At 39.3% G+C, this 26745-nt stretch carries 26 protein-coding genes; 4 read left to right on the top strand and 22 right to left on the bottom strand.

Annotated elements, in window-relative coordinates; all coding sequences use genetic code 11:
- Nucleotides 1-66 precede the first annotated feature (66 nt).
- The 10 genes from PQ456_RS10550 to PQ456_RS10505 all read right to left on the bottom strand — a co-directional run bounded on the left by PQ456_RS10550 (nucleotide 67) and on the right by PQ456_RS10505 (nucleotide 10098).
- Nucleotides 67-1011 (bottom strand): ArsR family transcriptional regulator, encoded by a 945-nt coding sequence (locus PQ456_RS10550; protein WP_273616086.1) that lies wholly within the window; start codon nucleotides 1009-1011, stop codon nucleotides 67-69.
- A 206-nt stretch (nucleotides 1012-1217) separates the two neighbouring features.
- Nucleotides 1218-2387 carry an amidohydrolase gene (locus PQ456_RS10545; RefSeq protein WP_273616085.1) on the bottom strand — a complete coding sequence of 390 codons (1170 nt, stop codon included), beginning with the start codon at nucleotides 2385-2387 and terminating at the stop codon, nucleotides 1218-1220.
- Between the two features lie 7 nt (nucleotides 2388-2394).
- On the bottom strand, nucleotides 2395-3429 hold the full coding sequence (locus tag PQ456_RS10540) for an LLM class flavin-dependent oxidoreductase (RefSeq protein WP_273616084.1): 1035 nt from the start codon (nucleotides 3427-3429) through the stop codon (nucleotides 2395-2397).
- Between the two features lie 39 nt (nucleotides 3430-3468).
- Nucleotides 3469-4221 carry an amino acid ABC transporter ATP-binding protein gene (locus tag PQ456_RS10535; protein ID WP_273616083.1) on the bottom strand — a complete coding sequence of 251 codons (753 nt, stop codon included), beginning with the start codon at nucleotides 4219-4221 and terminating at the stop codon, nucleotides 3469-3471.
- Between the two features lies 1 nt (nucleotide 4222).
- Complete coding sequence (locus PQ456_RS10530; protein ID WP_273616082.1) at nucleotides 4223-4933, bottom strand: amino acid ABC transporter permease; 711 nt, start codon at nucleotides 4931-4933, stop codon at nucleotides 4223-4225.
- Nucleotides 4930-5700: an amino acid ABC transporter permease gene (locus tag PQ456_RS10525; RefSeq protein ID WP_273616081.1), complete on the bottom strand. Its 771-nt coding sequence runs from the start codon at nucleotides 5698-5700 to the stop codon at nucleotides 4930-4932. The genes PQ456_RS10530 and PQ456_RS10525 overlap by 4 nt, the downstream gene beginning before the upstream one ends.
- Nucleotides 5701-5735: 35 nt before the next feature.
- On the bottom strand, nucleotides 5736-6626 hold the full coding sequence (locus tag PQ456_RS10520) for a transporter substrate-binding domain-containing protein (protein ID WP_373461958.1): 891 nt from the start codon (nucleotides 6624-6626) through the stop codon (nucleotides 5736-5738).
- Nucleotides 6627-7222: 596 nt separating this feature from the next.
- A complete protein-coding gene (locus PQ456_RS10515; RefSeq protein ID WP_273616080.1) occupies nucleotides 7223-8146 on the bottom strand; it encodes a LysR family transcriptional regulator in 924 nt (307 codons plus the stop codon).
- A 221-nt stretch (nucleotides 8147-8367) separates the two neighbouring features.
- Complete coding sequence (locus PQ456_RS10510) at nucleotides 8368-9699, bottom strand: LLM class flavin-dependent oxidoreductase (RefSeq protein ID WP_420540652.1); 1332 nt, start codon at nucleotides 9697-9699, stop codon at nucleotides 8368-8370.
- An 84-nt stretch (nucleotides 9700-9783) separates the two neighbouring features.
- On the bottom strand, nucleotides 9784-10098 hold the full coding sequence (locus PQ456_RS10505; RefSeq protein ID WP_273616078.1) for a glutaredoxin family protein: 315 nt from the start codon (nucleotides 10096-10098) through the stop codon (nucleotides 9784-9786).
- Between the two features lie 430 nt (nucleotides 10099-10528).
- Here PQ456_RS10505 and PQ456_RS10500 point away from each other — a divergent pair, with 430 nt between their 5' ends.
- Together PQ456_RS10500 and PQ456_RS10495 are read left to right on the top strand one after the other, a co-directional pair.
- Nucleotides 10529-11707: a sensor histidine kinase gene (locus PQ456_RS10500; RefSeq protein WP_273616077.1), complete on the top strand. Its 1179-nt coding sequence runs from the start codon at nucleotides 10529-10531 to the stop codon at nucleotides 11705-11707.
- 22 nt (nucleotides 11708-11729) lie between these two features.
- Nucleotides 11730-12410 (top strand): response regulator, encoded by a 681-nt coding sequence (locus PQ456_RS10495; protein ID WP_273616076.1) that lies wholly within the window; start codon nucleotides 11730-11732, stop codon nucleotides 12408-12410.
- A 112-nt stretch (nucleotides 12411-12522) separates the two neighbouring features.
- Here the strand turns inward: PQ456_RS10495 and PQ456_RS10490 are convergent, their stop codons facing one another.
- The 3 genes from PQ456_RS10490 to PQ456_RS10480 all read right to left on the bottom strand — a co-directional run bounded on the left by PQ456_RS10490 (nucleotide 12523) and on the right by PQ456_RS10480 (nucleotide 15566).
- A complete protein-coding gene (locus tag PQ456_RS10490; protein WP_273616075.1) occupies nucleotides 12523-13332 on the bottom strand; it encodes a carbohydrate ABC transporter permease in 810 nt (269 codons plus the stop codon).
- Between the two features lie 40 nt (nucleotides 13333-13372).
- The gene (locus PQ456_RS10485; protein ID WP_273616074.1) at nucleotides 13373-14245 is read right to left on the bottom strand and encodes a carbohydrate ABC transporter permease; all 873 of its coding nucleotides are present in this window, start codon (nucleotides 14243-14245) and stop codon (nucleotides 13373-13375) included.
- A 67-nt stretch (nucleotides 14246-14312) separates the two neighbouring features.
- Nucleotides 14313-15566, bottom strand: a complete 1254-nt coding sequence (locus PQ456_RS10480) for an ABC transporter substrate-binding protein (RefSeq protein WP_273616073.1) — start codon at nucleotides 15564-15566, stop codon at nucleotides 14313-14315.
- Nucleotides 15567-15777: 211 nt separating this feature from the next.
- Between PQ456_RS10480 and PQ456_RS10475 the strand changes: the two genes are divergently transcribed.
- Nucleotides 15778-16650: an AraC family transcriptional regulator gene (locus PQ456_RS10475; protein ID WP_273616072.1), complete on the top strand. Its 873-nt coding sequence runs from the start codon at nucleotides 15778-15780 to the stop codon at nucleotides 16648-16650.
- 148 nt (nucleotides 16651-16798) lie between these two features.
- Here the strand turns inward: PQ456_RS10475 and PQ456_RS10470 are convergent, their stop codons facing one another.
- The 5 genes from PQ456_RS10470 to PQ456_RS10450 all read right to left on the bottom strand — a co-directional run bounded on the left by PQ456_RS10470 (nucleotide 16799) and on the right by PQ456_RS10450 (nucleotide 21115).
- Nucleotides 16799-17077 carry an HPr family phosphocarrier protein gene (locus PQ456_RS10470; protein ID WP_273616071.1) on the bottom strand — a complete coding sequence of 93 codons (279 nt, stop codon included), beginning with the start codon at nucleotides 17075-17077 and terminating at the stop codon, nucleotides 16799-16801.
- 202 nt (nucleotides 17078-17279) lie between these two features.
- On the bottom strand, nucleotides 17280-17894 hold the full coding sequence (locus tag PQ456_RS10465) for a hypothetical protein (RefSeq protein WP_273616070.1): 615 nt from the start codon (nucleotides 17892-17894) through the stop codon (nucleotides 17280-17282).
- A gap of 26 nt (nucleotides 17895-17920) precedes the next feature.
- On the bottom strand, nucleotides 17921-18730 hold the full coding sequence (thiD, locus tag PQ456_RS10460) for a bifunctional hydroxymethylpyrimidine kinase/phosphomethylpyrimidine kinase (RefSeq protein WP_273616069.1): 810 nt from the start codon (nucleotides 18728-18730) through the stop codon (nucleotides 17921-17923).
- A 120-nt stretch (nucleotides 18731-18850) separates the two neighbouring features.
- Nucleotides 18851-19675 (bottom strand): uroporphyrinogen-III synthase, encoded by an 825-nt coding sequence (locus PQ456_RS10455; RefSeq protein ID WP_273616068.1) that lies wholly within the window; start codon nucleotides 19673-19675, stop codon nucleotides 18851-18853.
- A gap of 135 nt (nucleotides 19676-19810) precedes the next feature.
- Nucleotides 19811-21115, bottom strand: a complete 1305-nt coding sequence (locus tag PQ456_RS10450; RefSeq protein WP_273616067.1) for an MDR family MFS transporter — start codon at nucleotides 21113-21115, stop codon at nucleotides 19811-19813.
- A 125-nt stretch (nucleotides 21116-21240) separates the two neighbouring features.
- On the opposite strand from PQ456_RS10450, the gene PQ456_RS10445 reads away from it, so the two are divergent.
- Nucleotides 21241-23019 carry an ABC transporter substrate-binding protein gene (locus PQ456_RS10445; protein ID WP_273616066.1) on the top strand — a complete coding sequence of 593 codons (1779 nt, stop codon included), beginning with the start codon at nucleotides 21241-21243 and terminating at the stop codon, nucleotides 23017-23019.
- A gap of 77 nt (nucleotides 23020-23096) precedes the next feature.
- Here the strand turns inward: PQ456_RS10445 and PQ456_RS10440 are convergent, their stop codons facing one another.
- From PQ456_RS10440 to PQ456_RS10425, 4 genes are all read right to left on the bottom strand, one after another.
- Nucleotides 23097-23714, bottom strand: coding sequence for a flavin reductase family protein (locus PQ456_RS10440; protein ID WP_273616065.1), 618 nt, complete (start codon nucleotides 23712-23714; stop codon nucleotides 23097-23099).
- Between the two features lie 150 nt (nucleotides 23715-23864).
- Nucleotides 23865-25316, bottom strand: coding sequence for a DHA2 family efflux MFS transporter permease subunit (locus PQ456_RS10435; RefSeq protein WP_273616294.1), 1452 nt, complete (start codon nucleotides 25314-25316; stop codon nucleotides 23865-23867).
- 47 nt (nucleotides 25317-25363) lie between these two features.
- Nucleotides 25364-25951 carry a TetR/AcrR family transcriptional regulator gene (locus PQ456_RS10430; RefSeq protein WP_273616064.1) on the bottom strand — a complete coding sequence of 196 codons (588 nt, stop codon included), beginning with the start codon at nucleotides 25949-25951 and terminating at the stop codon, nucleotides 25364-25366.
- A gap of 120 nt (nucleotides 25952-26071) precedes the next feature.
- Nucleotides 26072-26572, bottom strand: a complete 501-nt coding sequence (locus tag PQ456_RS10425; RefSeq protein ID WP_273616063.1) for a mismatch-specific DNA-glycosylase — start codon at nucleotides 26570-26572, stop codon at nucleotides 26072-26074.
- Between the last annotated feature and the right edge of the window lie 173 nt (nucleotides 26573-26745).

Here is a 26745-nt window from a genome sequence, read left to right as displayed (position 1 = left end):
TATCTCAGCGCATAGCAAAAAGATCGTTCCTGTATAGAAACGATCTAATCGTATAGGAATCTTTATTTATTGATTATCTTCAATAAAATGCATTAACATCTGCTGTAGATGATCAATAGCATGAGTTCGCAGACTATAGACAGTGAGCGTTTCTCCTTGAATATGGGCATGAAGTAATCCAGCACTGCGTAACTTGGTCACATGATCATGCGTAATTCCTTTCGATAATCCCAAATAACGTACAATTTCAATAAAGCTACGTGGACCATTATATAGATATTTTAATATTTTCAAACGGCTCTGTTCAGCCAATGCCCGAATGACTCGATATTCATAAGGCGGTAATTCAGAAGAATCGCCCAGATATAATTTGGCAGGATAATGACAGATAACAAATGAATGATATGCATAAATAATATTAAGCGGTTTGAAATGATAATGAGGTACAAGAATCAGACGCTTGAGTTCAGCATGCGGTTCAAATACAATACCGTTGGTCACTTCATCTACAAAAGTAGACAGATGATGGTTCTGCATTAATATCGCTTGCTTCTGCTCGTATTCTTGTTGCAGCCCTGTGATGATCTGCTGATCGATCCGGGAAAAGTAATATTCATTCCATTGTTGGAACAACATCAGTATTCGGCTACGCAGACGAGCCACTCCGGTAACCGGCAGTGACGTATGTTCAGCGATCAGTACTTCTAGTTGCTTTACTGTCATATCTTCTATCCATTGTATAAATTGTTCCGGTGTCTGGTCGGGACAACAACAGACCAGCAAAACAATCAATCTCCACTCTGCATCGATTCCCGTCTGAGCAAGACGCTCTGCAAATGCAGGAGGTAACTGCTCCTCTACCGATTTGGCCCAAGAAGGATCTAAATCGATCTTTTTGTAAGAAGGACGGCAGATATACGTATGCAAGCTGTTAAGACATTCATATAAAGGGTTAAATTGAAGCTCAATAGTATAGGATACTGACTTGGGAACCGTCACCGAATCACTCAATACAGACACAACCTTTCTTGGGCGTATTTTATCGTATCAAGGATAACTTTGGCAATCTCTGATCATAATTGCAGTCAGTTATTAGTTACAAACCATAACAAAAAAGCTGTTTCTTTGATCATGATAGCCTTTGTTGATGACTACTTTCTCTAAAGAAACAGCTTTCCATTATAACCAGATTGAAATAAAGATTATTAACATGAAAATCAATATGTGGATGTGGATGAAATAGGTTGTTGCTCTACTTGCTTCAAAGCAACACGTGCTGTATTTGCCAAAAATGTAGCGGTACTGCTTAATGCACGTTCATCTACATCAAATGACGGATGATGCCATTCTTGCGGGCCTGACGTACCGACAAAGATAAATACACCTGGCACTTCTTTTTGATAAAATGAAAAGTCTTCGCTTGCTGGTGATACCGCAGGCTCAACCACTTGAAGATTGCTTTGCTCTGCTGCAATCTGGGCTGCACCTGTCCACTGCTCATCATTGAGAACAGGAGGAGGGCCGGCTAACCATTTTACTTTGGCAGAAGTCCCAAAAGCAGTGGCTACCCCTTCAACAATCTGTTCAAATCGAGATAGCACTTGCTCCCGTACCTGTTCATCAAATGTACGGATCGTTCCTTGCAGGACAGCGAGATCAGGAATCACATTCCATACATGTCCGCTATTCAACTGGGTCACGCTAATAACAGCACCTTGTTGAGAACTGATATTACGACTAACGATAGATTGTATTGCTGTTACAATATGCGCAGACACCACGATAGGATCAATCCCTGCTTCTGGTACCGCAGCATGTGTACCGACTCCTGTCACTTCTACAATAAATCCATCTGCCGCTGCCATCAGTGCACCATTGCGAATCCCTACTGTACCTACAGGCAGGTCAGGCTTGTTGTGAAGTCCGAAGATCGCTTGTACACCTTCAAGCGCTCCATTTGCAATCACTTCCTGTGCTCCTTTGGCTTTTTCTTCCGCAGGTTGAAAAATTAGTCGCACTCTTCCTTGCAGTTGATGTTCTTGTTCTTTGAGCAAATACGCCGCCCCTAACAAAGAAGCAGTATGAAAATCATGACCACATGCATGCATTTTACCATTTACTTCTGAAGCAAAAGCAAGTCCTGTCTCTTCTTGTACAGGCAAAGCATCAATATCTGCACGTAACGCAATAACCGATTCACCGGTTCCTATTTCTGCGATCACACCTGTTTTCAGATTAGGAAAAGACAAAATCTGAATATCTGCCGCTTCTAACAATTGACGGATATAAGCTGTTGTCTGTATCTCTTCTCCTGATAATTCAGGATGACGATGAATATGTCTACGAATATCGCTAAGTTGCTGTTGAAGTCCTTCTGTTAACGCCATGCGCTATTTACACCTCCAATGAAGCTTCTACCTCTGCCTGAACAAAAGCCTGTTGTAATAATTCAAATGAACGCACACGCTTATGAAAATTCTGAATCACTGTATGCACTACCAATTCTTCTATACCATATCGCTGACGAATATCAGACAATTGTTGATACACCGACGAAGGAGAACCTTTGACTACTTTGGCTTCTTTTACTTCAATTCGATATTTTTCAGCAGATTGTCTACCAAATTCTTCGGCTTGTTCGATGGTAGCTACTGTAAGTACTTTACCACTTTCCAGATGAATTTTAACAGATAGATTCTCGCCTGCTAATTGAGCAGCTTCTTCTTCGGTCTCAGCGACTATAACAGATAAAGCCAGAATAACATGTGGCTTCGGATATTCGATCGAAGGAACAAATTGTTCACGATAATTACGTACAGCTGTAAGAGCCACTTCTTCATCCCCGTTAATAAATTGGGAGAACACATAGGGTAATCCTAATTTGGCTGCTACTTCTGCACTATTGGAACTCGCTCCAAGTACGAATAGATCAGCAGGTTGCGTAGGATTTGGACTTACATGGATACCTGCTAGCGCATGATCGTCTGCTATTCGATTGTAAATATAATTGCGGGTTTCTATAATTTTGTCGGTTAAGCTTACAGGGCTTGCCTGATGATCTCCTTGTAAAGCGCGTGTTGATCGAGGTAATCCACCTGGAGCACGTCCTATGCCTAATTCTACTCTGCCAGGTGCAAGTGTAGATAATACATTAAAGTTCTCGGCGACTTTATACGGACTGTAATGTTGCAACATCACTCCACCTGAACCAATCGTAATTTTTTTGGTTTTGGCGAGCAAATAAGAGATCAATACTTCCGGTGAAGAACCAGACACATTAGCAGAATCATGATGCTCGGATACCCAGAATCGACGATACCCCAATTCCTCGGCAATTTGAGCAAGCTCTATCGTATGTCGAAAAGCATCTTCTGCACTTTCTCCTGCAAATCGTGGACTTTGATCCAAAATACCTATCGGAATACTCATCTTCTGTTCCTCCCTCAATCGATCTATGTGTATTATTTTCTAAATAAAATACGTAGCCTGTGGTGTAATACGGCTCAAAAATTGACGGGTACGTTCTTCTTTGGGACGTTGAAAAATCTCTTCCGGTGTTCCTTCTTCTACAACTACGCCGCCATCCATAAAGACCACATGATTAGCCACATCTCTGGCAAAATCCATTTCATGTGTTACTACAATCATGGTGATACCTTCTTTAGCTATTTTGCGAATTACACTTAACACCTCACCCACCAGTTCTGGATCAAGTGCTGAAGTCGGTTCATCAAAAAGGATTACTTCTGGATTCAAAGCCAGTGCTCTAGCAATTCCGACACGTTGTTGCTGACCACCGGATAGCTGGCTTGGATAATGGTCCAATTTAGTGCCAAGCCCTACTTTTTCAAGTACCTGTACACTGATCTCACGTGCTTTATCTTTGGGTATTTTGCGAACAATCGTTAATCCTTCCATTACATTTTCGAGTGCTGTTTTGTGTTTGAATAGATTATATTGTTGAAATACCATCGCTGTTTGTTGACGTAGCGCATGGATTTCTTTTTTGGTAGGATGCTTCGTATCGACACGTAGATTACCGATTGTAATCTGTCCTGCATCAGGCTTTTCCAAATAATTAATACAGCGCAGTAATGTCGTCTTGCCTGAACCGCTCGGGCCCAAAATAACCACCACTTCACCTTTTTTAACTTGCAGATCGATATGGTGAAGCACTTCCTGTTTGCCAAATGACTTGGATATTTGCTCCAGTTGAATCATATTACATCACACCTCCACGATGATAAGCGTTGAGACGTTTTTCTAACCATCCACTACCCCGTTCGATCAATAAGGTCAGTCCCCAGAACAAGACAGCAGCGGCGATATACGCTTCAAAGTACTTCCAGTTGTTCGCAGCAACTACTAGTGCTTGGGCGTTAATTTCTACAACAGAGATCGTATAAGCAAGTGTAGATCCATGTAACATCCCAATCACTGAATTGGACAAATTCGGAAGGCTGACTGCTAACGCTTGTGGTAATACGATTCGGCGTAACGCTTGTGGTGTTGTCATGCCAATCGAGTGAGCCGCTTCGATCTGTCCACGATCTACAGCAACAATACCTGCTCGTACCACTTCAGACATATATGCTCCTGCTGTAATCGAAAATGCGATAAATACAAATCCAATGAGCGGAATCGATGCCGAAGTAAATGACCATCCTAAGTGAGCAGATACACTATCGATCAGAATCGGTAAGCCAAAATAAATTAACAACAAATGCATCAACATCGGTGTACCGCGTATAAAAGTCACGTAAGCGGTAGAAAGTTGAGACAATCCAGGAATTCGATAAATTCGACATAAGGCTACCCCCGTTCCTATCAATAGACCGCAGATTACAGATACGAAAGTAATCATAAGCGTAGTCGGTAATGCTTTAAAAAGGCTTAGAAAGGCTGTCCACATAAACGATGGATCCAGTGTCATCCACTTCTACCTCCTTTGCTAAGTGCAGATACAGGACGGGTTAGCCATTTACGCCCCATCACTTTAGAACTCTGCCTTACACTTGCTTCATGACGATGTAGACGACGTTCTAACCAGAGGAATCCTTGTTCCAAGATCATACTGATTACAAAGTAGATCAAAGATAAAGCAATATATGTCTCTACAAAATGTTGTGTAGCTGTTCCTAACGTCTGTGATCTGCCTGTCATTTCCATCACGCCTAGAGTAAAAGCAAGTGAAGTGTCTTTCAGATTGCCGATCACCAGATTACCGAATAACGGAATACTGATCGCTAACGCTTGTGGCAAAATAATACGTGTAAACGTCTGGTATCCGCTCATGCCTATGGATTGCGCGGCTTCAATCTGTCCTTTATCTACTGCACTGACTGAAGCTCTTATCATTTCAGAGACAAAAGCTCCACTGTTCAGTGCATAAGCCAGAATCACAAAGTACAACACTGCTACTCTAGAAATATCAATATTGATCCATTGCAGAATCGTCGGCAGTCCATAATAGATCAGAAATAATTGAATCAGAATCGGTGTCCCGCGAAAAAAGGAGACATACACTTGCGAGATACGCTTGAGCACAGGCACATTGTATAGACGGGGTAACGCGACAAGCATTCCGATAACAAGACCTAGTAGAATCGAGCTGCCTACAATGAGCAGTGTTATATTGAGATAAGCCAACAATTTAGGAATAAAATCAAACACATAGGTGATATCGAATTTTCTGCTCATGTATGATGTGCTCCTTTCTACTAGCTATTCATTATTTATTTGGTTACTTTGGCTTCTTCTAGCGTTTTGGTAAAATCGTCACCTAACCATTGTTCGCTTAATTTTTTGAGTGTTCCATCTGCTTTGATTTCTGTGATCGCTTGATCGATCTCATCTGCAAGAGGTTGCTCATCTTTGCGGAACACGAAAAAGACATTGGATTGATTTAACGGTTCACCGACTGTTTTGAGTGCTACATTACCGTCTGCATCTGTATTGAAACGATTAGCAAAATCTGTCGTGATCGTGGCATCTACCCGTCCTGATACGATTTGTTGAACAGTATCATTGGCTGCTCCACTACTATAGACAACATCTATACCGTTGTTATGTGTCTTGTTATATTCATTAAGTAGGTAAGCCGCATTACTTGTAGCTCCTGTAAGCACTTTTTTCCCAACCAGATCATCTAATCCTTTAATCGCATTATTGTCTTTCGCAACAGCTACACGATTAAGGAAAATGCTGTATGGCACTTTGTTAAATAGATATTTTTGTTCACGTTCAGGATTCGTCTCCATCTGGTGAGCGACAAAATCTATTTTGTTTGTTTCTAAGCTTAGTAACAGATTTGAGAATTCCATCGTTTTAAATTCAAATTCTACATCTGGTAGACGTTTATCGATCTCACGTACCAATTCCACATCGTATCCAGTAAGCTTGCCATTTTCATCAATAAAGCAGACATTCGGAAAGGCTGTACCTGTACCGACGATAATTTTTTTAACACCACCTGTAGACGCTGTTGCATTATTGCTATCTGATGCAGAAGATGTTCCTCCTGCTGAACCTCCACTTGATTCGCTAACAGATGCGCAACCCGATAGTACCAGCATCCAAACAACTGCCCATAATGTAAGTACTGTTAATCCTGTTTTTTTCTTCATTTTCTTCTTCCCCCTAATTCATATCAACTTAATCGGATTTAGCATGTGATAAATCTATCATCGTCCTTTCTTACCGTCAATGACCTGGATAATAGGAAAGTTCTATCGGTGTATTGAACAAATCAATAGGTGTGGGGGAAACAAATGATAGGTGTCGTGGTGCAATAGAGTACAGGCGCTATGAGGGTAGATTATTCTTGTCGTCGCTGGTAAAAGAATATCCCTTGAATTTACCGCTTTGCGGTGGGGATATTCTTTTAAATGCGAGCGCTTCGCTCTTTCAGAATGAATCTTCCCTCTTCGCTTGTGCTTGGTGGGATGATGGTAACAGATGACATGCTACTTGGGTGGTGCATTTGTTTCCCTTGTGGGAGGGTAGCAAGTAAAGATAAAGATGATGTTAGTTGGAAAGATTGGGTGTATTGGTGTCATCTTTATATTGATTTGTTCTATAGGTCATTCATTTGCTATGAGATATACATGTGAAATGGTGATTGTTTTGATTACTTTTTTGTTGTCTATATCGATTATGATTTGTGTGTATCTATTATTGATTTTTAGAAAGATACGTTTGTCTTTTCTTCTACTCTTTTTCATTAGATCGTAGAGTGAAGTAGCGATTGGTCGGGTTGTTGGCTACGGAAGTAGTCGTTTTCGTGTAGTAATTCGGCTAGTGTGGTAGCGAATGTTGATGGTTGTTCTTTTAGTGTGATTAGACTGGTCTGTAAAGAGATTCCTGTGACTTCTGGAATATAGATCGGTACCAGGTCGCCACGCATCACTTCTTCATGGACACTAAGTCCGGGTAAAAAGGCGATGCCTGCTTTTTGTAACACTAGCTTTTTGGCAGTTTCAGAATGATCGACATGGAAAGCGATATCTGGCGGAAATTCAAGACTTTCGAATACACGATGAATCCGAAGCCAGTCTAATGATCCGCATTCAAAGAAAATTAAAGGTTGTTCCTGCAATGATGCGATCGTTGCACGTCCTTTTTGTACAAATGGATGATCTTTGTATACGTATAGTGAAATAGGATCTTCGTAAAAAGAAACTGTTCGAATCGCCGGATGCATCACTTTACGGACAAACCCGATATCGATTTCTTTGTTCATTAATTTATGCAACAGTTGATCAGTCGTTGAAGTGATCAGCTTAAAATTGGTTTGTGGATATTTTTGTTTGAGTTTGGGAAGCAGTTCAGGAATAACATAATTAGAGACAGCTACGGTACAACCGATGGTCAGCTCCTGTGGTGTGACTTTTGCTGTTTGAATACGTTGTTTGCCTTTTTGGATCACTTGTAAGACTTGCTGTGCATACGGTAGAAATCTTCTTCCTTCTTCGGTTAATAAAATTTGTCGACCCAGACGTTCAAATAATTTGCAGCCAAGTTCTCTTTCTAATGTCTGGATACGCGCTGATACAGACGGTTGAGAAAGGAATAACACTTCTGCTGCTTTATTAAAACTGCCATAATGGTTGATATAGACAAATGCCTCTATATTTTCAATATTCATCATTCCATCCCCTTTCTTACTTTTCCCATTAACTAACTTGGTTTTATGTATCATATTCCCTGTTTTGACACTTGTCAACGGAAGAATAGGCAATTTGAAATAACCCGTCACCCCTTATGACCACTGGGATCAGGAGCAACGGGCACTTCTTTGACTTATCACCATTTTGGGAAAATCGTTTATGTTTAAATTAGATCAGAACACAGCGTATTAAATACGATTTACACTTTTAACGTTTTGGCTTGATACCGATTCTGTGGAATAGGCACTCCCAAATTTTCACGTAATGTATCGTACTCATAATCTTGACGATAAATCCCTTTTGCTTGCAAAATAGGCACGACCAAATCTACAAAATCGTGTAATCCGCTTGGAAGATCGGAGTGAATAATAAATCCATCCGATCCTTTTTGTAGAAACCATTCTTCGATTTGATTAGCGATCTGCTCCGGTGTACCGATAAAATTTCCACGCGGTGTAGCTGCTTGTAATGCAACTTCGCGTAAAGTTAGACCACGCTCACGCGCATCTTTTTTAATTTTATCTGTTCCACTACGGAAACTATTACTTCCGATATCATGTAAGTCTGGAAAAGGCGCATCCAATGGATATTGTGAAAAGTCATGATGATCGAAAAAGCGTCCTAAAAAATCAAGTGCTTTATCAATCGTCACCAGATCAGCAATTTCGCGATATTTCTGCTCGGCTTCAGCTTCGGTTCTGCCAATAATAGGCGATATCCCTGGCAAGACTAATAACTCTTCTTCCTGACGACCATACTGAACTGCACGCTTTTTCACATCGGTATAAAAGGCTTGCGCATCACTTAAAGTCTCTTGCCCGGTAAAGATCGCATCGGCTGATTGGGCGGCTAGATTTCTGCCATCTTCTGAAGAACCTGCTTGGAAAATGACAGGCTGTCCTTGACGGGATCGTCCGATATTCAAAGGGCCTTGAACAGAAAAATGCTTCCCTTGATGATTAAGTGTATGCAGTTTCTCAGGATCAAAAAAGACACCGGACTCTTTATCTCTAACAAAAGCATCTTCTTCCCATGAATCCCATAATCCTTTGGTTACTTCTAGATATTCAGCCGCAATCTGATACCGTTCAGGATGAGAAGGATGGTCGCCTCGACTGTAGTTACGTGCCGATCCTTCAAGTGGAGATGTGACCACATTCCATCCAGCACGTCCTCCACTGATATGATCGATCGAAGACAATTGACGTGCCACAGTAAATGGCTCGCTATAGCTGGTAGATATTGTTCCTACTAACCCGATTCGGGAAGTGACTGCTGCAAGCGCAGACAATATCGTAACCGGCTCAAATCGATTCAAAAAGTGTGGTAATGACTTTTCATTGATAAACAATCCATCGGCAATAAAGACCAGATCGAACTTGCCTTCTTCTGCTTTGAGCGTCTGCCGTTTGTAAAAGTCAAAGCTTACACTTGCATCACTTTGTACCTCGGGATGTCGCCATGTAGACATACTTCCTCCAATCCCATGGATGATTGCTCCAAATTTCAATTGTCGTTTGTGATTGGTCATCATTGATCACTCCTTCTTTTTATCGTTACGATCGATAATAGTTTATAGAATATTTATAGTCAGCATTTCAGTATTATTGGAAGATTAAATTACGGTTGCTGAGGATTGAGCCGATTCTGCTTCTTGAGCTAACAACTGAGCCAACCCTTCCAAATCAGTTTCTAAAAATGCAGTATATGTGCCATTACGACCTACTTCGACGACAGGCACATGCCGGATACCGTATTTAGCTTCAAGTACATCGCGTAGACCATCGTTACCTGCAACTTCTAGATTGGTATAATGATGATTATTTAATTCTAGATAGTTCTTAATCTCCCCGCAGAAGTGGCATCCTGTTTTACTCCACAAAATAATATGTTGACCTTGATTTGCAGTAGTTTCAATTGTTGATGACATGTCGTTGTCCTCCTCTGAATATAGGTGCGCATTACAATAAAAGTGATTCTTTTGGAAATAGGTTTGGCATTTGAATCATATCTTATAATTCCGACCTATTAAGTTGGTTAAGATTATATAAAGTCTAGCACCCTGCTGTCCACAGCGTCAATTGATTACTATATCAATACATTCTATACATGTATCAAAATCTTCTATCATTGTGATTAAAGTGTTTGCCTATCTGATATTACCTCCACCTAGCGATTGATTTTCACCTTTTCAAAACCGATCATTATGATGACGAAAAGTGAGCGCTATTAAGATATAGTTAACTAGGCTTCTTCTGTATAATAAGAATATGTTGTACTTGATTATATTTAAATCTGAATCACTTCTTAGGAACATGCTAAAATAGAAATCAGTATTTGATGTGAAAGGAAGTCAAACTTTGCAAAAATCACAAGATTTTTTAAAGTATTTATTTTTATTCCGTTTATTATTAACGATGATTATTATTTATAATCTAACCATTTATTATATGGATCATTCTTTTCTTGTGTGGATGCTGTTTTTTGTCACGATGTGTTTTTACGTATTTATGCTATGGTCTAGTATTAAATTGTCGATTACTTATATTATCGTTTTTACGCTTTTTTTGTTCTCAATGATCTGGCTTTCTGCTTATATTTCCAAAGAACCTCAAGATTATAATTCTGTTCTATGGGCATGGTTTGTGATATTAAGCTTTATTTCAAGTCGAGAGCAAAAAGTAGCAACTGTAGTATTGATTATAGTAGGCGTAGTCATGTTAATTTCCGGGCTAGACAATGGTTATCCATATAGTCTGATTGTCGTGCTTGCCAGTATCTATTTTGGCATTCACAGTCTTAGCCGTTATATTGGTGTGCTGAAGATTAACAGTGAACAACTTAAAGAACTGGAACAAGTTCATATGGAGCTACAACGAACTTATGCAGAATTGCAGGACAGTACTGTCCAATCGATACGTTATGCTGCATTAACCGAACGTACGCGGATAGCAGGAGAGATTCACGATGGATTAGGTCATCATTTCACTTCGCTTATTGTACAGATGCAAGCTTTGAAATGGATGATCAAGCAAGATCCTGAACGCGCTGAATCAACTGTCGATCAGTTGCTCGATGTATCCAGACAAGGTCTTGCGGAAGTTCGTAGTGTGGTGAAAGATTGGTCTGTGCACGAAGGTGGTATCGAAGGTCTGCAAGAATTAGCGACTCAGATCACCCATCGTGCAGGGTTACAATTAAGCTTTAACGCTCAAGGGACTTTTAGTATATGGGGCGAATTAATTGATAGCGTATTATATCGTGTATTACAAGAGTCATTAACTAATATTATCCGCCATGCTGAAGCCAATACGGTTGAGATTACTATTACTGAGACTGCTCAGCATGTCCAACTTTCAATCGCTGATGATGGTAAGTATCGTAGAGATCAACCGTTACAATACGGATTCGGTATCCAAAATATGATTCGCCGTTGTGAAACGATACACGGTCAATGTACATTTGCTGCTCGTCCACAAGGCGGTCTCTGGATCAAAGTGACACTGCCTCTGAATAATCACCCGATCACTAAAAATTAAATGAATCAAGGAGAATCTCTATATGAGTTCAACAGAGCCTATACGTATTATGTTAGCAGATGATCAAGCTCTTATCCGGCAAGGGATTCGTTATGTACTTGATCTACAAGCCGATATGCAAGTGGTTGCTGAAGCCGCAACAGGTCAAGAAGCGATCCAATTAGCATTACAATATCGTCCACATCTTATTTTAATGGATATCCAGATGCCTGAATTGTCAGGTATAGATGCTACCCGCCGTATTCTATCGGTACATCCTGAGATCAAAATCATTTTACTGACTACATTTGATGTTCAAGACTATGTGATTGATGGGATACGTGCAGGTGCTTCTGGTTATTTGCTCAAAGATATTGATATGAATGATATGATTGTCGGGATTCGGTCGATTCTGGCAGGCGGTGCAATCTATAATAGTACAACTGCTGGAGGAGCACTCATTCAACTATTAGGTGAAAATGAATCGGCATACCCACCCAACTCTTCCTATGTTCCAGCGCCTGTGTTAGAGCCATTAACAGATCGTGAACTAGAAGTATTGCAAGCGATGGCTTATGGCAGACGTAATTTTGAAATTGCAGAAGAATTATATGTATCCGAAAGTACAATCAAAACACATGTGCATAATATTATTCAAAAGTTAGGTGTAAAAGACCGTACACAAGCTGTCGTGACTGCAATCCGTCAGCAGTTGGTAAAATAGTTCATCTATCTATGGATTAGAATATATACAAAAAAAGTCAGTTTACGTTGAGTGTTTTCTCTCTCGGTAAACTGACTTTTTTAATATACTGCTATTTATTGTATTTGCTGTATTACCCTTTGACCGATCCTGCGGTCATTCCTGTAACAAAGAAACGTTGTAAGAAAATAAACAAAATAACCATCGGTACTGCGGTAATCACCACTCCTGTTAATAGCAACGTATAGTCGGTGACATACTCGCCGCGGAACTGCATCAAAGCCAGTGGCAATGTTAATTTGTCAGTACTATTAATCAGCAACATTGGAATCAATAGATCATTCCAGACCATTACAAATAGAAATGCGGCGGTTGCTGCAAGTGAAGGCCCAGATAATGGCAAGACTAGACGCCAGTAAATTTTCCATTCACTTGCACCATCAATACTACCCGCTTCCATCATCTCTTTGCTTAACATTTCCATAAATCCTGTTAGTGTAAACACAGTTAAAGGCAATAACCCTGCTGCCGTTACTAGAACCAATGCGCCAAGATTATCAGACCAACCAATTTGGCGTACTAATGAATACAGTGGCAGCATACTAACCTGTGACGGAATAATTAAGCCAGCCACAAAATAAACAAAAGTATATCTTCCCATACGTCCACCTAGACGAATAATCGCATACGCAATTAGACTGCCTAGAAATAGATCAAGAGCGACAGTACTTAGTGTCACACGAGCACTATTCCAGAAATACTGCCACATCGGTTGAGCATCAAAAATTGATATAAAATTTTGAATCGTCCAGGGATTCGGCCAGCTTAATGGATTAGCAAAAAACGCCTGACTTGTTTTGAACGAAGATGTGATTACAAAATACAATGGTGCTGCTACAAGCAGAGCATACAGCACCATAATGATACGTCCGATCCATTTCATCGCCGTTCACCATCCTGCTGCTTATCTATTCGGCGTTCGATCATCCGTTAGCACCGCCTCTACGAAGAGCTTTAAATTGCGCCATCGTTAACAGTCCTAGCAGTACAAGGAAAATCATCGAACCTGCGGAGGCTAGACCAAATGAATAATTCGAGAACGCCAGATGATAAATATACGTTGTCAGAATTTCAGTCGCATAGTTAGGCCCACCATCTGTCATAACAAAGATCAGATCAAACGCTTTGAATGATTGAATCGTTGTGTACGATACAACAATCGTTGCAGATGGTGCAAGTAATGGCCATGTGACTTTGCGGAAAATCTGGAAACGTGTCGCTCCATCAATACGTGCGGCTTCCATTAACTCTTCTGGAATCGCATGTAGACCGGCAATAAATACAATCATCATCTGTCCGGCATGCGCCCATATTTGCACAAACGCGATAGCATATAGCGCAATATTGGCATCTCCTGTCCAGCTCGCTGTAAATTGCTCCAATCCACCACTGGTTAAAGCAGTATTTAACAATCCCAGAGAAGGATCATAAATAAACGACCAGATTAACCCTACCGATACAGACGATAAGATCGCTGGAAAAAAGTACAATGCACGTAAAAACACACGAGTACGTGTATTTTTAGCAAGAATTAATGCAAGAACCAACGACACAATCGTCTGAATAATAACAACCGTTAACATAAATTTCACATTATTAAAAAATGCTTTGCGAAACACAATACTATCGAAGCTATCTTTGTAATTAGATATCCCTACAAAATCATAAGAAGTCGATACGCCATCCCAATTGGTAAAAGAATAAAATAAACCAGATACGGCTGGATAAACAAATAGCCCTGTATATAATAACAGTCCGGGTAGCATAAAGAACCAAAGTGTTTTGCGATTCATCATAAGTTCCTATTACCTTGCCCTTCAGCGCTTCTATGATCTAAAGCGCGTTTTCTGCTTATCTTGAGATTTACTTAATTTGTTGATCTACAATCGCTTGTGCATCTTGCGCAGCTTGTTCAGGTGTTGCTCCACCTAGCACCGATTGAATAGAGTTGGTGACTGCTTTTTGATTTTCAGAATTCAAAATAGTAAAACGAGGTTGGAATATAGTCTTTTTGTCCGCCCAATCGCCAGCAATTTTCAATTCTGGACTATCATAAGTGATATCTTTCAATGTTACATTTTGTCCTGTTTCATTTGCATACTGACTAGCCACATCCGGTTGACTCAAAAACTCAAGGAATTTTTTAGCTTCTGCTTGATGTTTAGAGCGACTATTTACACCTAACATAAATGTACTGGTGTGTACCCCTTCATATTTGGCTTGATCTGCCGATACAGTAATAGGTGCTAATAATGCTTGTTTTAGTTCTGGATTCTGTTTTGCATTCTGTGCTAGTTGATAAGAACCGCTCGCTAACATCGCTGCTTTTCCTTGAATAAATAAAGCACCTGCTGCTGCGTCTTTCGTTCCTAGCGAGTTATCTTGGAAATAACCATTATCATTCAACTCTTTAAATTGAGTGAGCGTTTTGACCCAGAATTCATCTGTTAATTTGGCTTGACCTGCTTCAACTTTGGTGAAAATATCTTCGCTTGGTTCGTTATTCATCACCATTGTATTCATTAACTGCCCTGGACCAATATCTGCTCCAGCAAAAGCAATCGGAATAATTCCGTTTTGTTTGAGTGTTGCACATAATTTAAGGAATCCGTCCCAATCGGTTGGAGGGGTCAAATTATATTTTTTGAAAATTTCAGTATTATAGATCGGTTGGTTGTACACCAATTGATACGGTACCGCCCATTGCTTGCCATCTTTGGCACCTACATCAATTAAGTCTGCATTGTAATTTTTCAAAAAAGACTCATTGGTTAAATCTGTATATAGACCTGCTTTGGATAAAGCTGCGTATTGTGCACCCGGGAAAGAAGCAAATACATCTCCTACAGAACCATCGGTTAATTTAGCTTGTGCTGTAGATTGATATTGATCTGAAGTTAATGTCTGCATATCTACTTTGATATTTGGATTTTTCGCTTCAAATTGATCAATGATTTTCTGGAACGCCTGTGTATCTTCTCCACGCCAATGTAAAAAGCTGATCGTTACTTTTCCATCTGCCGAGCTGTCCGAACTATTTCCACAAGCAGATAGAACCACCGTCAGTAGTAAAGTCAGTGCCAAAACAAAAGAAGATTTCATTTTTATATTTTTCATTACGCGTCCTCCATCTGCTGTTAGAATCTATTGGTACATCAGTAAAAATGATTATTGTTGTCAAAACCCATCATTTTAGTGGGAATACCATGATTTAGATCATAGCAATTTGATTGTAAACGAACAATGTCATTTTGTCTTGTATTATTTTGTCATTATGTAGTATATAATAAAGAAGTTAGATTACATTTGGAAAGGATGAAAGTTCAATATGCTTCGTTCTATTGAAACAAATCGTGAAGTGGTTGAACGGTTTCTTATTTCTCCTTCCTTATTCTCACAATCCGGAGGATTAAGAATTGCTCAAGCGGGTCGTTATTTTCTCAAAGCCCATAGTAGACGTTTATTTACAGGCATTGATAATTGCTTTTGGATCGCTAATCGACATGGCGGAGTGATTATTCATAAAGGTCAAAGTTATATTCTTGGCTCTTACAACGTATGGTGTATTTCTCCTAATGAGCCTTTTGAATATATTAATAATATGGATGAAGATCTGGAAACGTATTATATTTGTTTTACCGGTCCTCAAGCCAGATTACTTATAGAGCAAAGTGGTATGCATCAAGGATATAGTGAAGTTAGTGCAGAATTATTTGATCAATTACAAGAAAAGTTCGAACAGATTTTAGCTACTAATGAAGATTCCAATGAATTTAGCAGTGAATTGCGACGATTGGAATTGTTATATAGCATTTTTGCAGAATTATCTTCTGACCATCCTTCTCATGTGAATCATTATGTATCCGATGTGTTATCATCGACGACTTCTTGGATGGAAGAAGCGATCGCTTATATTCATAGTCATTATGATCGCGGGATTACAGTAGCAGATGTCGCCAGTCATGTCGGTGTACATCGTACTCATTTTAGTAAACAATTTCATCAGGTTCATCAGACTCCTCCAGCTGAATATATTCGTAGTCTCAAAATGAGCAAAGCACGTCAATTACTTACCGAAACCAATTATTCATTAGCAGAAATTGCTTACTCGGTCGGCTATCCTGATCTATTCTCATTCTCCAAAGCTTTCAAAAAACATACTGGAATCACACCGAAAAAGTACAGAACAGAGCGCTTCTAAGCAAAATGGTAACTGAATGACTTATTTAGGCATTACCCGTTATCTACAACAAAAAAACCTTCAGTCTTTGATAGACTAAAGGTTTTTTTGTTATACATTTTTATGATTTATAGCTTAAAATTCATTTTTTGAAAGTAACGTATAGATATTAAACAGATGGTGCGAACATGACTTGTTCAAATAAGTTTTGTACACTTTCCAAAGCTTCCAATTCGTCTTTACCACGAGTAGTTAATTCGATTTCTGTTCCAGCAGGAATAATCATCAACATCATACCCAAAAGACTTTTCACATCAACTTCTCTACGGTTGTCAGGGTTACCAAAAGAAATACGAATATCAGAAGCAAAGCGTGAAGCTTCGTTAGCGATTGCTGTTAAGTGACCTCTGTCTAAGTTTTGTTCTGTTTTGAATGTATTGATTCTCATTATAAAAGTTCCTCTCGTGCACTGATCGATGCAGTGCTTTAGTTTATTTTTTTGAATAATCATGTAATTTACATCATTTGCATACATAAAGCTTATCCGTACATCTTTTTGCAAAAATAGCCCCTCAAAATACCCCTACCGCATATATCGGCAGAGGCTTGAGTATTTAGTACAGCATGTTCAACATTTGATGACTGCGATATTATTGCAATGTTAAATCTTTATACCAGGTTAATTCGTCTCCCGCTTGATTGCGGAATGTTAAAGTAAACTTGCCTTCTTCACCAGCAATACGTCCATCATAAATAAAGCCGAAATTGCGATGATCGCTACTTGCATAAAATCCATTATTGCCTTCTTGACCGTTCTTCACAGCTTCATCAAATGTAGCTGCTTCACTGTAACCTGGCCCAGTCCAGTCTAAATTGCTTACCAAGTATCCTTCAGGAAATTCATTTAAACGTACAAAAAATTGCCCCGGCCCTTGTTGCACAATCGTAATATCGACTTGACCTTCATTCGCAGGTGTTAGCTCTGGCTTAGCAGCAGGAACACTTTCACTTCCACTATCTGTTGTGCCTGTAGCATCTTCTGTACTCGACGATGTTCCGTCTGTACCGGTTGCTGAATCTGTACCTGTTGCAGGCTTGTCTGTACTTCCTTCTGTTGAAGGAGTTGCAGATTCGGTTGGTGATTGTTCTGTGGTTCCATTATCCGTGGATGACGGTTGCTGTGTACTATTGCCAGAACAAGCGCTGATAATCAAAAAAAGTAAAACGAGCGCTCCACCGAGTAACGATTTGGATAAGCGATTCATTGAGCAATCCTCCGCTCCAGATGCTGTTATTTCAATTGCAGACGGTGTGCCACATGCAGGGTTGGACCTACAAATTCGTTCAGACGGAATCCGTTAGCAATTGCTTGAGTAATGAAGTTTTTCGCGTCAGCATAAGCATCTTTGACCGACAATCCTTTAGCAAGTCCAGCTGTTACGGCTGCGGAAGTGGTACAACCTGCACCATGTGTAAATTCCGTTGCAATCGCATCAACTTCGAACCAGTCAAATGTTTTGCCATCATACAATAAATCCAATGCTTTGCCTTCTTTGATCTTGCCGCGTGTTTTGATCAATACGTGCTTTGCTCCACGCTCATAAATAATAGCAGCTGCTTGCTTCATTTGATCTTCTGTAGTGATAGGACCTGTTTTAGCCAATTGAGAAGCTTCAAACAAGTTCGGAGTCACTAGATCTGCACCAGGAATCAAGAATTCTAACATCGCTTCTGTATTTTCCGGTTGAAGAACTTCATCTGTGCCTTTGCATACCATTACAGGATCAATAACTACGCGATCCATAGGATAACGATTCAGATGATGCGCCACCAGTTCAATAATGTCTACTGAACCTAACATACCTGTTTTCAAAGCATCAAATCCGATGCCATCTAACACGGTACGCAATTGCGCTTCCACCACATTCAGATCAATAGGGAATACTTGATGATCCCATGTTTTAGGCTCCATAGCAACAATCGTTGTAAGAACGGTCATTCCATATACGCCCAATTCCTGAAAAGTTTTTAAATCGGCTTGAATACCAGCTCCACCGCTTGTATCTGATCCGGCTATAGTTAACGTTTTAGGTATAGTCATCTTTGTATTTCTCCTTCACTACATAATAGTTTATTTTAGCATAAGCTTACATGAGAATGAACCTTTTTCAATGAAATAAAATGAAAAATTTCATTTTAGTACACAAAGTATTCATGAATGCTACTTTTGTTCCTCATAATATTTCGCCATTTCTATAATCATTGCACCCATTCGTTCATTTTCGGGAGCTACGATGCGTGTGATGCCTGCTTGAGTGAGCGCTTCTGATGTTACTTTGCCTACAGATACAGCCAGTACTTGTTGATTCAGAGCAGATCGCAATTCATCCTCATATCCGTTCTTAGAAGCGTCTTTGAATAAATAACGAACTTGAACAGCCGTAGTAAAGCAGATTGCATCGATTTGGCTCTGCTGGATATCTTTACGCAATTGCTGTAATGTCTCTGCTTCAGGCTCAATATTGAGATAAGGCAACAATGTATGTACAGATGAAGCACCTTTCGCTTCCAAAAACTGAACCAAATCTGGAGCAGGCTCTCCATGCAATTGTATCCATATTTGTTCTTTGGTAAAAGTAACTGATTCTAACTGTTCTTCCAGACCTTTCATCGTGCCATCTGAGTCTCGAATATCCGGTGCTAGTTCTTGGGTTTTGAGAAAGTTATATGTTTTGTAGCCACGGATTGCGATTTTGGCTTGTTGAACAGTTTGAACAAATGCATCTTTGATTCCCAGGCGATCTGCGGCATCGAACAACGCTTTGGCACCTATCCCTGTTGTGAAAATAACCCATTCTGGTTGATTTTCGATAAATAGACGTAATTCTTGCTCCATCTCTTGCTCTTTAAATGTAGTTACACCTTGTAACGATCGAACAATAGCGGTTCCACCTTGTTTTTGAATCAATGACGACATTTCATCTAATTTTCTAGAACCTGCGATCACAATCGTTTTGCCACTCAACGGCTTGGCTACTTTATTCATCGTAATCCCCCCTCAAACATTCTGTTTCTACTATTAAACACTTGGCTATATCAGTGCGACCAATAAAATTAAAATTGATTTTCATTTTAGCAAAATAGCTTACTAGATATAATAATCATTTCAACTTTCTATATCTTACAATGTTACTTGGTTTTTGGTAACCCCTTGTGTTGAAGATGCTTTTGTAGAAGCTTGTACCCGACTGATCACATAAGAAATACACAGAAATCCGATTAATCCAACGATAGCGATTATGATCGACATTCCGTATGCAGGAACCCATACGCCTAAGGTGATCCCTAGAGCGGCTATTGCTCTTGCTCCTTGTGTCCCTATTCCATTGACAGCCATATAAGAACTACGTGATTGATCGTTGATAATTTGAGCTAGTAGAGATTGACGAATAGGCACATGAATTAACTCTCCTACAGTAGCTAACAACATTGCTCCAACAAGTATCCATAATGTATTGCTAAATGCCATCACTGCAAAACCGGTAATATAGATCAGAACCGCTATATTCATCCAAGAAATTTGACGTTTGGAACGACGGATCACGCCAGCAAGAAATAAGGAAAGAAGCACAATCCCGATTGTATTTTCGATCTGAATCATACTTAGAACTTTGATACCGTTTAGTTCTAACTGCCAATCGCCCCAGATCAACATCGATTGTGGAACAAATTCTTTTTGCAGACGAACTCCTATATATTGAGTCAGATGAAATTCAGTAGATAACAATAGCATATTTCCCAAAACAAATATAATAAAAAGTCGATCTTTCCACACTTGATGATAATTGCGAATAATCAATTTTCCGCTAGTGAGGATATTCCACCGCTTGGTCTGTTGTGCACTGGCTTGCAGTACATACGTTTCTGTAATCAAAAAGACTGTGATCAACCAGATCAGCAACCCTGTGACCGTCAATAGTCCAAACAACTCCATCCGATGTGAACTGAACAGCGCTCCACCAATAAATGCTCCGAATGTAATCGCGAGATTGATCGACCAATAATTGACGCTATACATTAATGTACGCGTCTGTGGTGTACTTACATCAATTAACATAGCATCTGAAGCCGGTATAATTAGACCATTGCAGAGACTATGTACAATCATCATCGCAAATGTAATCCATGCAGATTGTAAGTATGGCGAGTTAGCTAGCATCATACCGAGAAAAGCTAGACATTGAATACCTTCTCCCCATACCATTAACGTTTTACGTCCCCACCGATCTGCCAAATATCCACCATACAATCCTGCAACAAGCTGAATCATTAAGCTAGAAAATAATAAAACACCTGCAATACCTGCACCAAGATAGCCAGCAAAATAAATCGCCATAAATGGAAAAATCATTGTTCCTGTTAACCGGGTTATAAATGTAGTCAAAATACGCAGTTGAATAGTTCGATGTAGTTGCAAAAATTCCATTTCTAATTCCCCCTCTTCCAGTTCTTTTATTATCAACTGGAGAAAGAGGAAGAAAAAGAGTAAGATTAAATCAATCGTTTCCCCTTTTATAAATCGTAACTCAGCAACACTTAGGAGAGTAAAATATGAAACATCAAGAGCATTACATAACCATTCTATTGTCATTAGATGATCCAGCTATACATAGTACACATACGCTAACGATTGAACATTTAGCCTCTCTTCTGCACTGTACAACCCGCAATGTCAAATGGATTATACGTAAATTGCAAGAAGAAGGACATATTCACTGGCAAAGCGGTCGTGGTCGTGGACATCATTCTACGCTAACGATACTTCACTCACTCGAACATGTATTAAGTCTCTATTTCGAGCAACTGCTTACTCAAGGTAAATTGCAAGAAGCTGCGCAATGGTTACAACATCCACAGTTACCCCATACTTATGTTCAACGACTTCAATATCGGCTTGAACAGCAGTTTGGACTTCATATCGAACATCACGGTTCTCAGACACTCGATGTGTTACGGATTAACCAGAGTCGTATTTTAGAGTCATTAGACCCAGCATTTGTATTTACAGCTTTTGAGTCTCATTTGATCGGTCAAATGTGTAACTTATTAATAGCTTATCAAGCAGAATCGCAGACGTTTGTACCTCAATTGGCTCATTATTGGGAAAGCGATAATACCGATCAATGTTGGACATTTTATTTACGTAAAGGTGTTCGATTTCATCATGGTCGAACTTTAACGGCGCAGGATGTGAAATATACATGGGAGCGTCTACGCGATCTCGATTCACCGGCTTTTTGGCAATTTACACATGTTGAATCTGTAGTCATTCATAACGATTATACGATCAGCTTTGTTCTACAACGGTCTGATCCCTTTTTCTTGAACTATATTAGTTCATTGTGTATGTCGATTCTTCCGCATGATCATGATATGGCGGATAAAGGTCGACAATTGGTCGGAACAGGAGCTTTTCGCTTAACGACGGCTAGTGAAGATCATATTATATTAGATGCTTTTGATAGTTATTTTGAAGGAAGATCGTTGTTGGATCGGGTTGATATTTATTTTGTGACAGCTGATTATCAAGCAGACCGACGTTATCAGCTATTTCGTCAAAATAAAGCTACCGATTATACCGATCCAGCTCAAGTGAATTACAAAGTGATTGGATGTAACTTTATTATGTTCAATTTTTGCAAAGAAGGGATTCAGCACGATTTCACTTTTAGGCAAGTGATTCATATGTTGTTGGATCGTCCGCTGTTGACAGAGCAATGTTCTGATTATTGGCTCAAGCCTGCTTACAGCTTATTTCCGTGGAAAAGTAAACAAACACATGCTCCTACATATTCATTAGAACAAGCACGTGAATATCTGCAACAAACAGACTATCAAGGGCAACCTTTGAACCTGAATTATCTGAATCGAGCAGAAAACCATGCAGTCTGTCTATGGCTACAGGATCGTGCGCGTTCGATAGGTCTGATCATTAATCTATGCCCGCGCGATTCATTTGCTTCTCAAGCAGTGATGCAAGAAGCTGATTTATTTATGGGGCAAGAAATGTTAGAAGAAAATATCGTCTGGGGATTGCTTAACTTTTTTAGTAACCGCTCGACTTATGTACGTCAATTATTAAATCCTGCTCAGTTAAAAGAGTTAGATCAATTACTGGTTCCTTTTGTAGCGGCACCGTTGCCTGATTATAGTAAGCATGTTGAAAAGATTGAGCAATTTTTACACACTTCGTTTTTATTTATACCTGTCTATCATTCCAACCAAAAGTTGTTATTTGATCCTTCTTTTCAAGGGTTATATCCTGATGCATTTGGTTGGATCGATCTGTCCAAATTATGGATTAAGCCTACACTATCGCAAAAAGACTGAACCTTATTATCAAGGCTCAGTCTTTTTGATTTTAACTATTCTATTTATATTCTATTCAATAGCACTTTATTATGGATTTAACTCGGGCGTTCTATCGTAAATTGTTGTGCAAGTCCTGCGTAATTATTGCCTGCAAGACGAGCGACAGGTTTCAACACATCTGCCCAGATATAGAAATGTTCTGCATCGACTACTTTTTCATCAAAATGGTAACAAATAATACGTACAAGCAGTAAATCTTGTACAACTTCACCGCTATCATTACTAATCGGTACATGTTGTTCTAACACACATTCAAAACGAATCAACGCTTCTTCAAGACCAGGAACTTTTATTTTGTCACTAGGAATTGTATGAAGAGTCGTTAATTCAAGTTCGCTTTGATCGCCTGGTAGTGAAGCGGCTGTATGGTTCATCTGCTCGGTTAAGTCTTCATGCACAATATGAACTACTAATTCTTTATTTTCGATGACATTACGTGCAGTATCTTTCATTTCTCCATTTTTGCGTGCAACCGAAATAGAAAGCATCGGTGGATCAGAAGCCACGATATTAAAATAACTAAATGGAGCTAGATTAAGCACACCTGTATTGGATTGACTGGTAACAAAAGCGATTGGTCTGGGAATCACAGAACCGGTGATTAATTTATAATTATCTATATTAGTAATAGATGTGGGATCGATCGTAATCATAATCATTCTCCTTTTTTTCTTCTATAGAATACGTATCCTTTTATACTTTAAACTAAATTACGATTTTCTTACCAAATCTATTGGAATACGGATAGCAAAAAGCCAACCTAACTCCTCAGAATAGGAATTAAGTTGGCTTACTCCAATTAATTACATACCGTGTTTAACATTAACACGTTTGATAAACAGCGCACATACCAGACCGATCGCTGCAATCACCACAGCAAAGATAAAGGCATGTTGCACCCCTACTGTAAATGCTGCTAATACATTTGACGGATCTTTCGGATTAGCGACACCACTCAAGAAGTTAGCACGACCAGCACTCAGAATACTTACAGCGAGCGCTGTACCGATAGCTCCAGCAACTTGTTGTAGTGTATTCATAATCGCTGTACCATCTGGATAGTATTCACGTGGCAACTGATTCAGACCGTTGGTCTGTGCTGGCATCATAATCATCGATATACCCACCATTAATGAAGCGTGTAACCCAATAATCAGACCCACCGGAGTTGTAGAATGAATTCTAGTGAATAAGAATAATACAATCGTAGCAATAGATAAACCAATAATCACTAACCATTTCGGACCGAATTTATCAAATAAACGACCCATGACTGGTGATAAGAAACCATTCAATAGACTACCTGGCAACAATACAAGACCTGCACCCAATGCAGTCAACGCCATACCTTGTTGCAAGTACAATGGCAAGATCAACATAGACGATAAGATCATCATCATACAGATAAATACAAGAATCAGACCGATTGTAAACATCGGGAATTTGAATGCACGCAAGTTGATCATCGGTTGCTTCATTTTCATCTGGCGGAAGCCAAATAATAATAGAGATACTGCACCCAACAACAAAGTTCCGATTACAACAGGGCTTCCCCAACCGCCAGAACCTTCACCTGCACTACTGAATCCGAATACGATACCACCGAATCCAAGTGTAGATAATACAATCGAGAGAATATCGATTTTGGGCTTGGTGATTGTCGATACATTTTCTAAGAACATCACTCCAAAGATCAAAGCGATCACAAGAAACGGCAACGAAATCCAGAAAATCCAGTGCCATGTTAAATTAGCTAAAATCAGACCTGAAATTGCAGGTCCAATCGCTGGTGCAAACATAATAACAAGACCGATCAAGCCCATCGCTGCTCCACGCTTCTCAATCGGGAAAATAATAAGAATCGTATTAAATAGCAATGGTAATAACAATCCAGTACCTACTGCTTGCAATACACGAGCAATTAACAAGATTTCAAAGTTAGGCGACAATGCAGCTACAATCGTACCAACAATCGAAAATGTTAAAGAAGTAATAAATAATTGTCTTGTACTGAACCATTGTAGTAATAATCCAGATACAGGAACCAGAATACCTAATACCAATAAATATCCTGTTGTTAACCATTGAATTGTTGCTTCATCTACACTAAGTAATCCCATCAAAGAACTGATCGCTACATTCAATGCAGTTTCACTGAATAAGCCGATAAATCCACTTAATAACAATGAAATCATAATTGGTAATACTTTGTACTGTCTTCCTTCTGGCTGACCTTTGATAGCATCTGCGTTCATACTTACGTCCACGTTCCCATCCTCCTAAAACTGTCTCTATCTATTGTTTATTTTGTTAACACAGCTGTCTTCATGATAGCCGATAAGTAATCGGCGGCGATCAACATCGGTTGTTTACTTTGATTGGTTAGGGAAATAATCAAAGCACCTTCCATCATTGATATCATGAGCAATGCAGCTTCTTTGGCACGAACTTCTAAAGCACCTTCTTGTTGCAAACGTTCTGCAATCACTTCTTGCCAATCGATAAAAACATCCTGACAAGCGGATCGTAGCTTGTTACTTATACATGACGTTTCTACTGCTGCCCAGAAACTAAAAGGCAGAAAGCCAGTAAACCCGGATTTTTCAGTATCATCTGCCATATCGCGAATAAAAGCTTGAATTGCATCGCCTGTTGTTTGATGTTGTTCAAAAACAGATTTGAACTTTTCCAATACATGATGATTGGTTTTCTCAATACATACATAGGCTAATTCTTCTTTGCCATTCGGAAAATAATGATACAAAGAACCTTTAGGCGTATCACTTTCTTTGATAATCTGACTTAATCCTGTAGCATGATACCCTTGTGAAAAGAAAAGTCTCGCAGCTGTCTCTACAATCAGATCGCGTGAGTTAGACTTTTCAGCCATATGTTCACATCCTTCAAATTCATTATAACGATCGGTCTACATAATTAAAACGGTTTTCGGCAATATTGTCAAACTTTTATTTTATTCGTTTATTTGATTACGCTTTCCTTCGATTTCCCCTTATTGTTCTATAGAAAGATGTCGATAAATATCAATAATATCGTCTACAGGCATTCGCACAAGACTGCTAGAAGACGGAGCTACAAATTCTCGTATTCCTTCTATAATAGGCTCTTTTTGAAATCCCCATGATGCTTTAGCTTTTTGACTGTATTGAAGATACACTCCTTTACCGACAAAACAAGCGATTTGGGGTTGATAAGTTTTTAGCTTTTCTCGTAATTGTTGACGACCTGTTGCATATTCTTCAGGCAAAATATCTTCTGCTCCACGGGTAGGACGGGAAACGATATTTGTAAATCCATAACCTATTTCTAATAAATCGTGATCTTCGTCCGGTCTATACAATCGATCCGTAAGACCAGATTCATAAAGAATTTTCCAAAATCGGTTACGTGGATTGGCATAATGGTGCCCTACTTCTCCTGAACGTAGACTTGGATTAAAGCCGATAAATAAGATCGCTAAGCCTTTTTTCAAATGATCTTGAACTTCTGACATATATAGTCCTCATTTCCTATAACATTTTTTCCTTTTTTTCGACAAAATATATACAAAATATGAGTCTATTGACCGATATATATTTTAACAGCTTCATAATTACTCATTTATCACCTTAAAAGTTGACCTGACCCTTAAAATTCAAACGGTTTTCTAAAAATATATAAAAGCAA

This window comes from Paenibacillus kyungheensis (genome assembly GCF_028606985.1).
Taxonomy (GTDB): Bacteria; Bacillota; Bacilli; order Paenibacillales; family Paenibacillaceae; genus Saccharibacillus; species Saccharibacillus kyungheensis.
Note: the sequence above shows the minus strand (reverse complement) of the source record. Positions and strands in the feature narration are given on the sequence as shown.

What these genes read in the sequence shown, in the direction of transcription:
- PQ456_RS10545 (WP_273616085.1), bottom strand. Translation starts at nt 2,387, where the DNA reads ATGGCGTTAACAGAAGGACTTCAACAGCAACTTAGCGATATTCGTAGA.
- PQ456_RS10515 (WP_273616080.1), bottom strand. Translation starts at nt 8,146, where the DNA reads ATGAATATTGAAAATATAGAGGCATTTGTCTATATCAACCATTATGGC.
- PQ456_RS10490 (WP_273616075.1), bottom strand. Translation starts at nt 13,332, where the DNA reads ATGAAATGGATCGGACGTATCATTATGGTGCTGTATGCTCTGCTTGTA.
- PQ456_RS10470 (WP_273616071.1), bottom strand. Translation starts at nt 17,077, where the DNA reads ATGAGAATCAATACATTCAAAACAGAACAAAACTTAGACAGAGGTCAC.
- PQ456_RS10480 (WP_273616073.1), bottom strand. Translation starts at nt 15,566, where the DNA reads ATGAAAAATATAAAAATGAAATCTTCTTTTGTTTTGGCACTGACTTTA.
- PQ456_RS10450 (WP_273616067.1), bottom strand. Translation starts at nt 21,115, where the DNA reads ATGGAATTTTTGCAACTACATCGAACTATTCAACTGCGTATTTTGACT.
- PQ456_RS10525 (WP_273616081.1), bottom strand. Translation starts at nt 5,700, where the DNA reads ATGAGCAGAAAATTCGATATCACCTATGTGTTTGATTTTATTCCTAAA.
- PQ456_RS10540 (WP_273616084.1), bottom strand. Translation starts at nt 3,429, where the DNA reads ATGAGTATTCCGATAGGTATTTTGGATCAAAGTCCACGATTTGCAGGA.
- PQ456_RS10465 (WP_273616070.1), bottom strand. Translation starts at nt 17,894, where the DNA reads ATGAATCGCTTATCCAAATCGTTACTCGGTGGAGCGCTCGTTTTACTT.
- PQ456_RS10430 (WP_273616064.1), bottom strand. Translation starts at nt 25,951, where the DNA reads ATGGCTGAAAAGTCTAACTCACGCGATCTGATTGTAGAGACAGCTGCG.
- PQ456_RS10510 (WP_420540652.1), bottom strand. Translation starts at nt 9,699, where the DNA reads ATGACCAATCACAAACGACAATTGAAATTTGGAGCAATCATCCATGGG.
- PQ456_RS10535 (WP_273616083.1), bottom strand. Translation starts at nt 4,221, where the DNA reads ATGATTCAACTGGAGCAAATATCCAAGTCATTTGGCAAACAGGAAGTG.
- PQ456_RS10435 (WP_273616294.1), bottom strand. Translation starts at nt 25,316, where the DNA reads ATGAACGCAGATGCTATCAAAGGTCAGCCAGAAGGAAGACAGTACAAA.
- PQ456_RS10445 (WP_273616066.1), top strand. Translation starts at nt 21,241, where the DNA reads ATGAAACATCAAGAGCATTACATAACCATTCTATTGTCATTAGATGAT.
- PQ456_RS10520 (WP_373461958.1), bottom strand. Translation starts at nt 6,626, where the DNA reads ATGAAGAAAAAAACAGGATTAACAGTACTTACATTATGGGCAGTTGTT.
- PQ456_RS10455 (WP_273616068.1), bottom strand. Translation starts at nt 19,675, where the DNA reads ATGAATAAAGTAGCCAAGCCGTTGAGTGGCAAAACGATTGTGATCGCA.
- PQ456_RS10530 (WP_273616082.1), bottom strand. Translation starts at nt 4,933, where the DNA reads ATGACACTGGATCCATCGTTTATGTGGACAGCCTTTCTAAGCCTTTTT.
- PQ456_RS10475 (WP_273616072.1), top strand. Translation starts at nt 15,778, where the DNA reads ATGCTTCGTTCTATTGAAACAAATCGTGAAGTGGTTGAACGGTTTCTT.
- PQ456_RS10425 (WP_273616063.1), bottom strand. Translation starts at nt 26,572, where the DNA reads ATGTCAGAAGTTCAAGATCATTTGAAAAAAGGCTTAGCGATCTTATTT.
- PQ456_RS10495 (WP_273616076.1), top strand. Translation starts at nt 11,730, where the DNA reads ATGAGTTCAACAGAGCCTATACGTATTATGTTAGCAGATGATCAAGCT.
- thiD (WP_273616069.1), bottom strand. Translation starts at nt 18,730, where the DNA reads ATGACTATACCTAAAACGTTAACTATAGCCGGATCAGATACAAGCGGT.
- PQ456_RS10440 (WP_273616065.1), bottom strand. Translation starts at nt 23,714, where the DNA reads ATGATTACGATCGATCCCACATCTATTACTAATATAGATAATTATAAA.
- PQ456_RS10485 (WP_273616074.1), bottom strand. Translation starts at nt 14,245, where the DNA reads ATGATGAATCGCAAAACACTTTGGTTCTTTATGCTACCCGGACTGTTA.
- PQ456_RS10505 (WP_273616078.1), bottom strand. Translation starts at nt 10,098, where the DNA reads ATGTCATCAACAATTGAAACTACTGCAAATCAAGGTCAACATATTATT.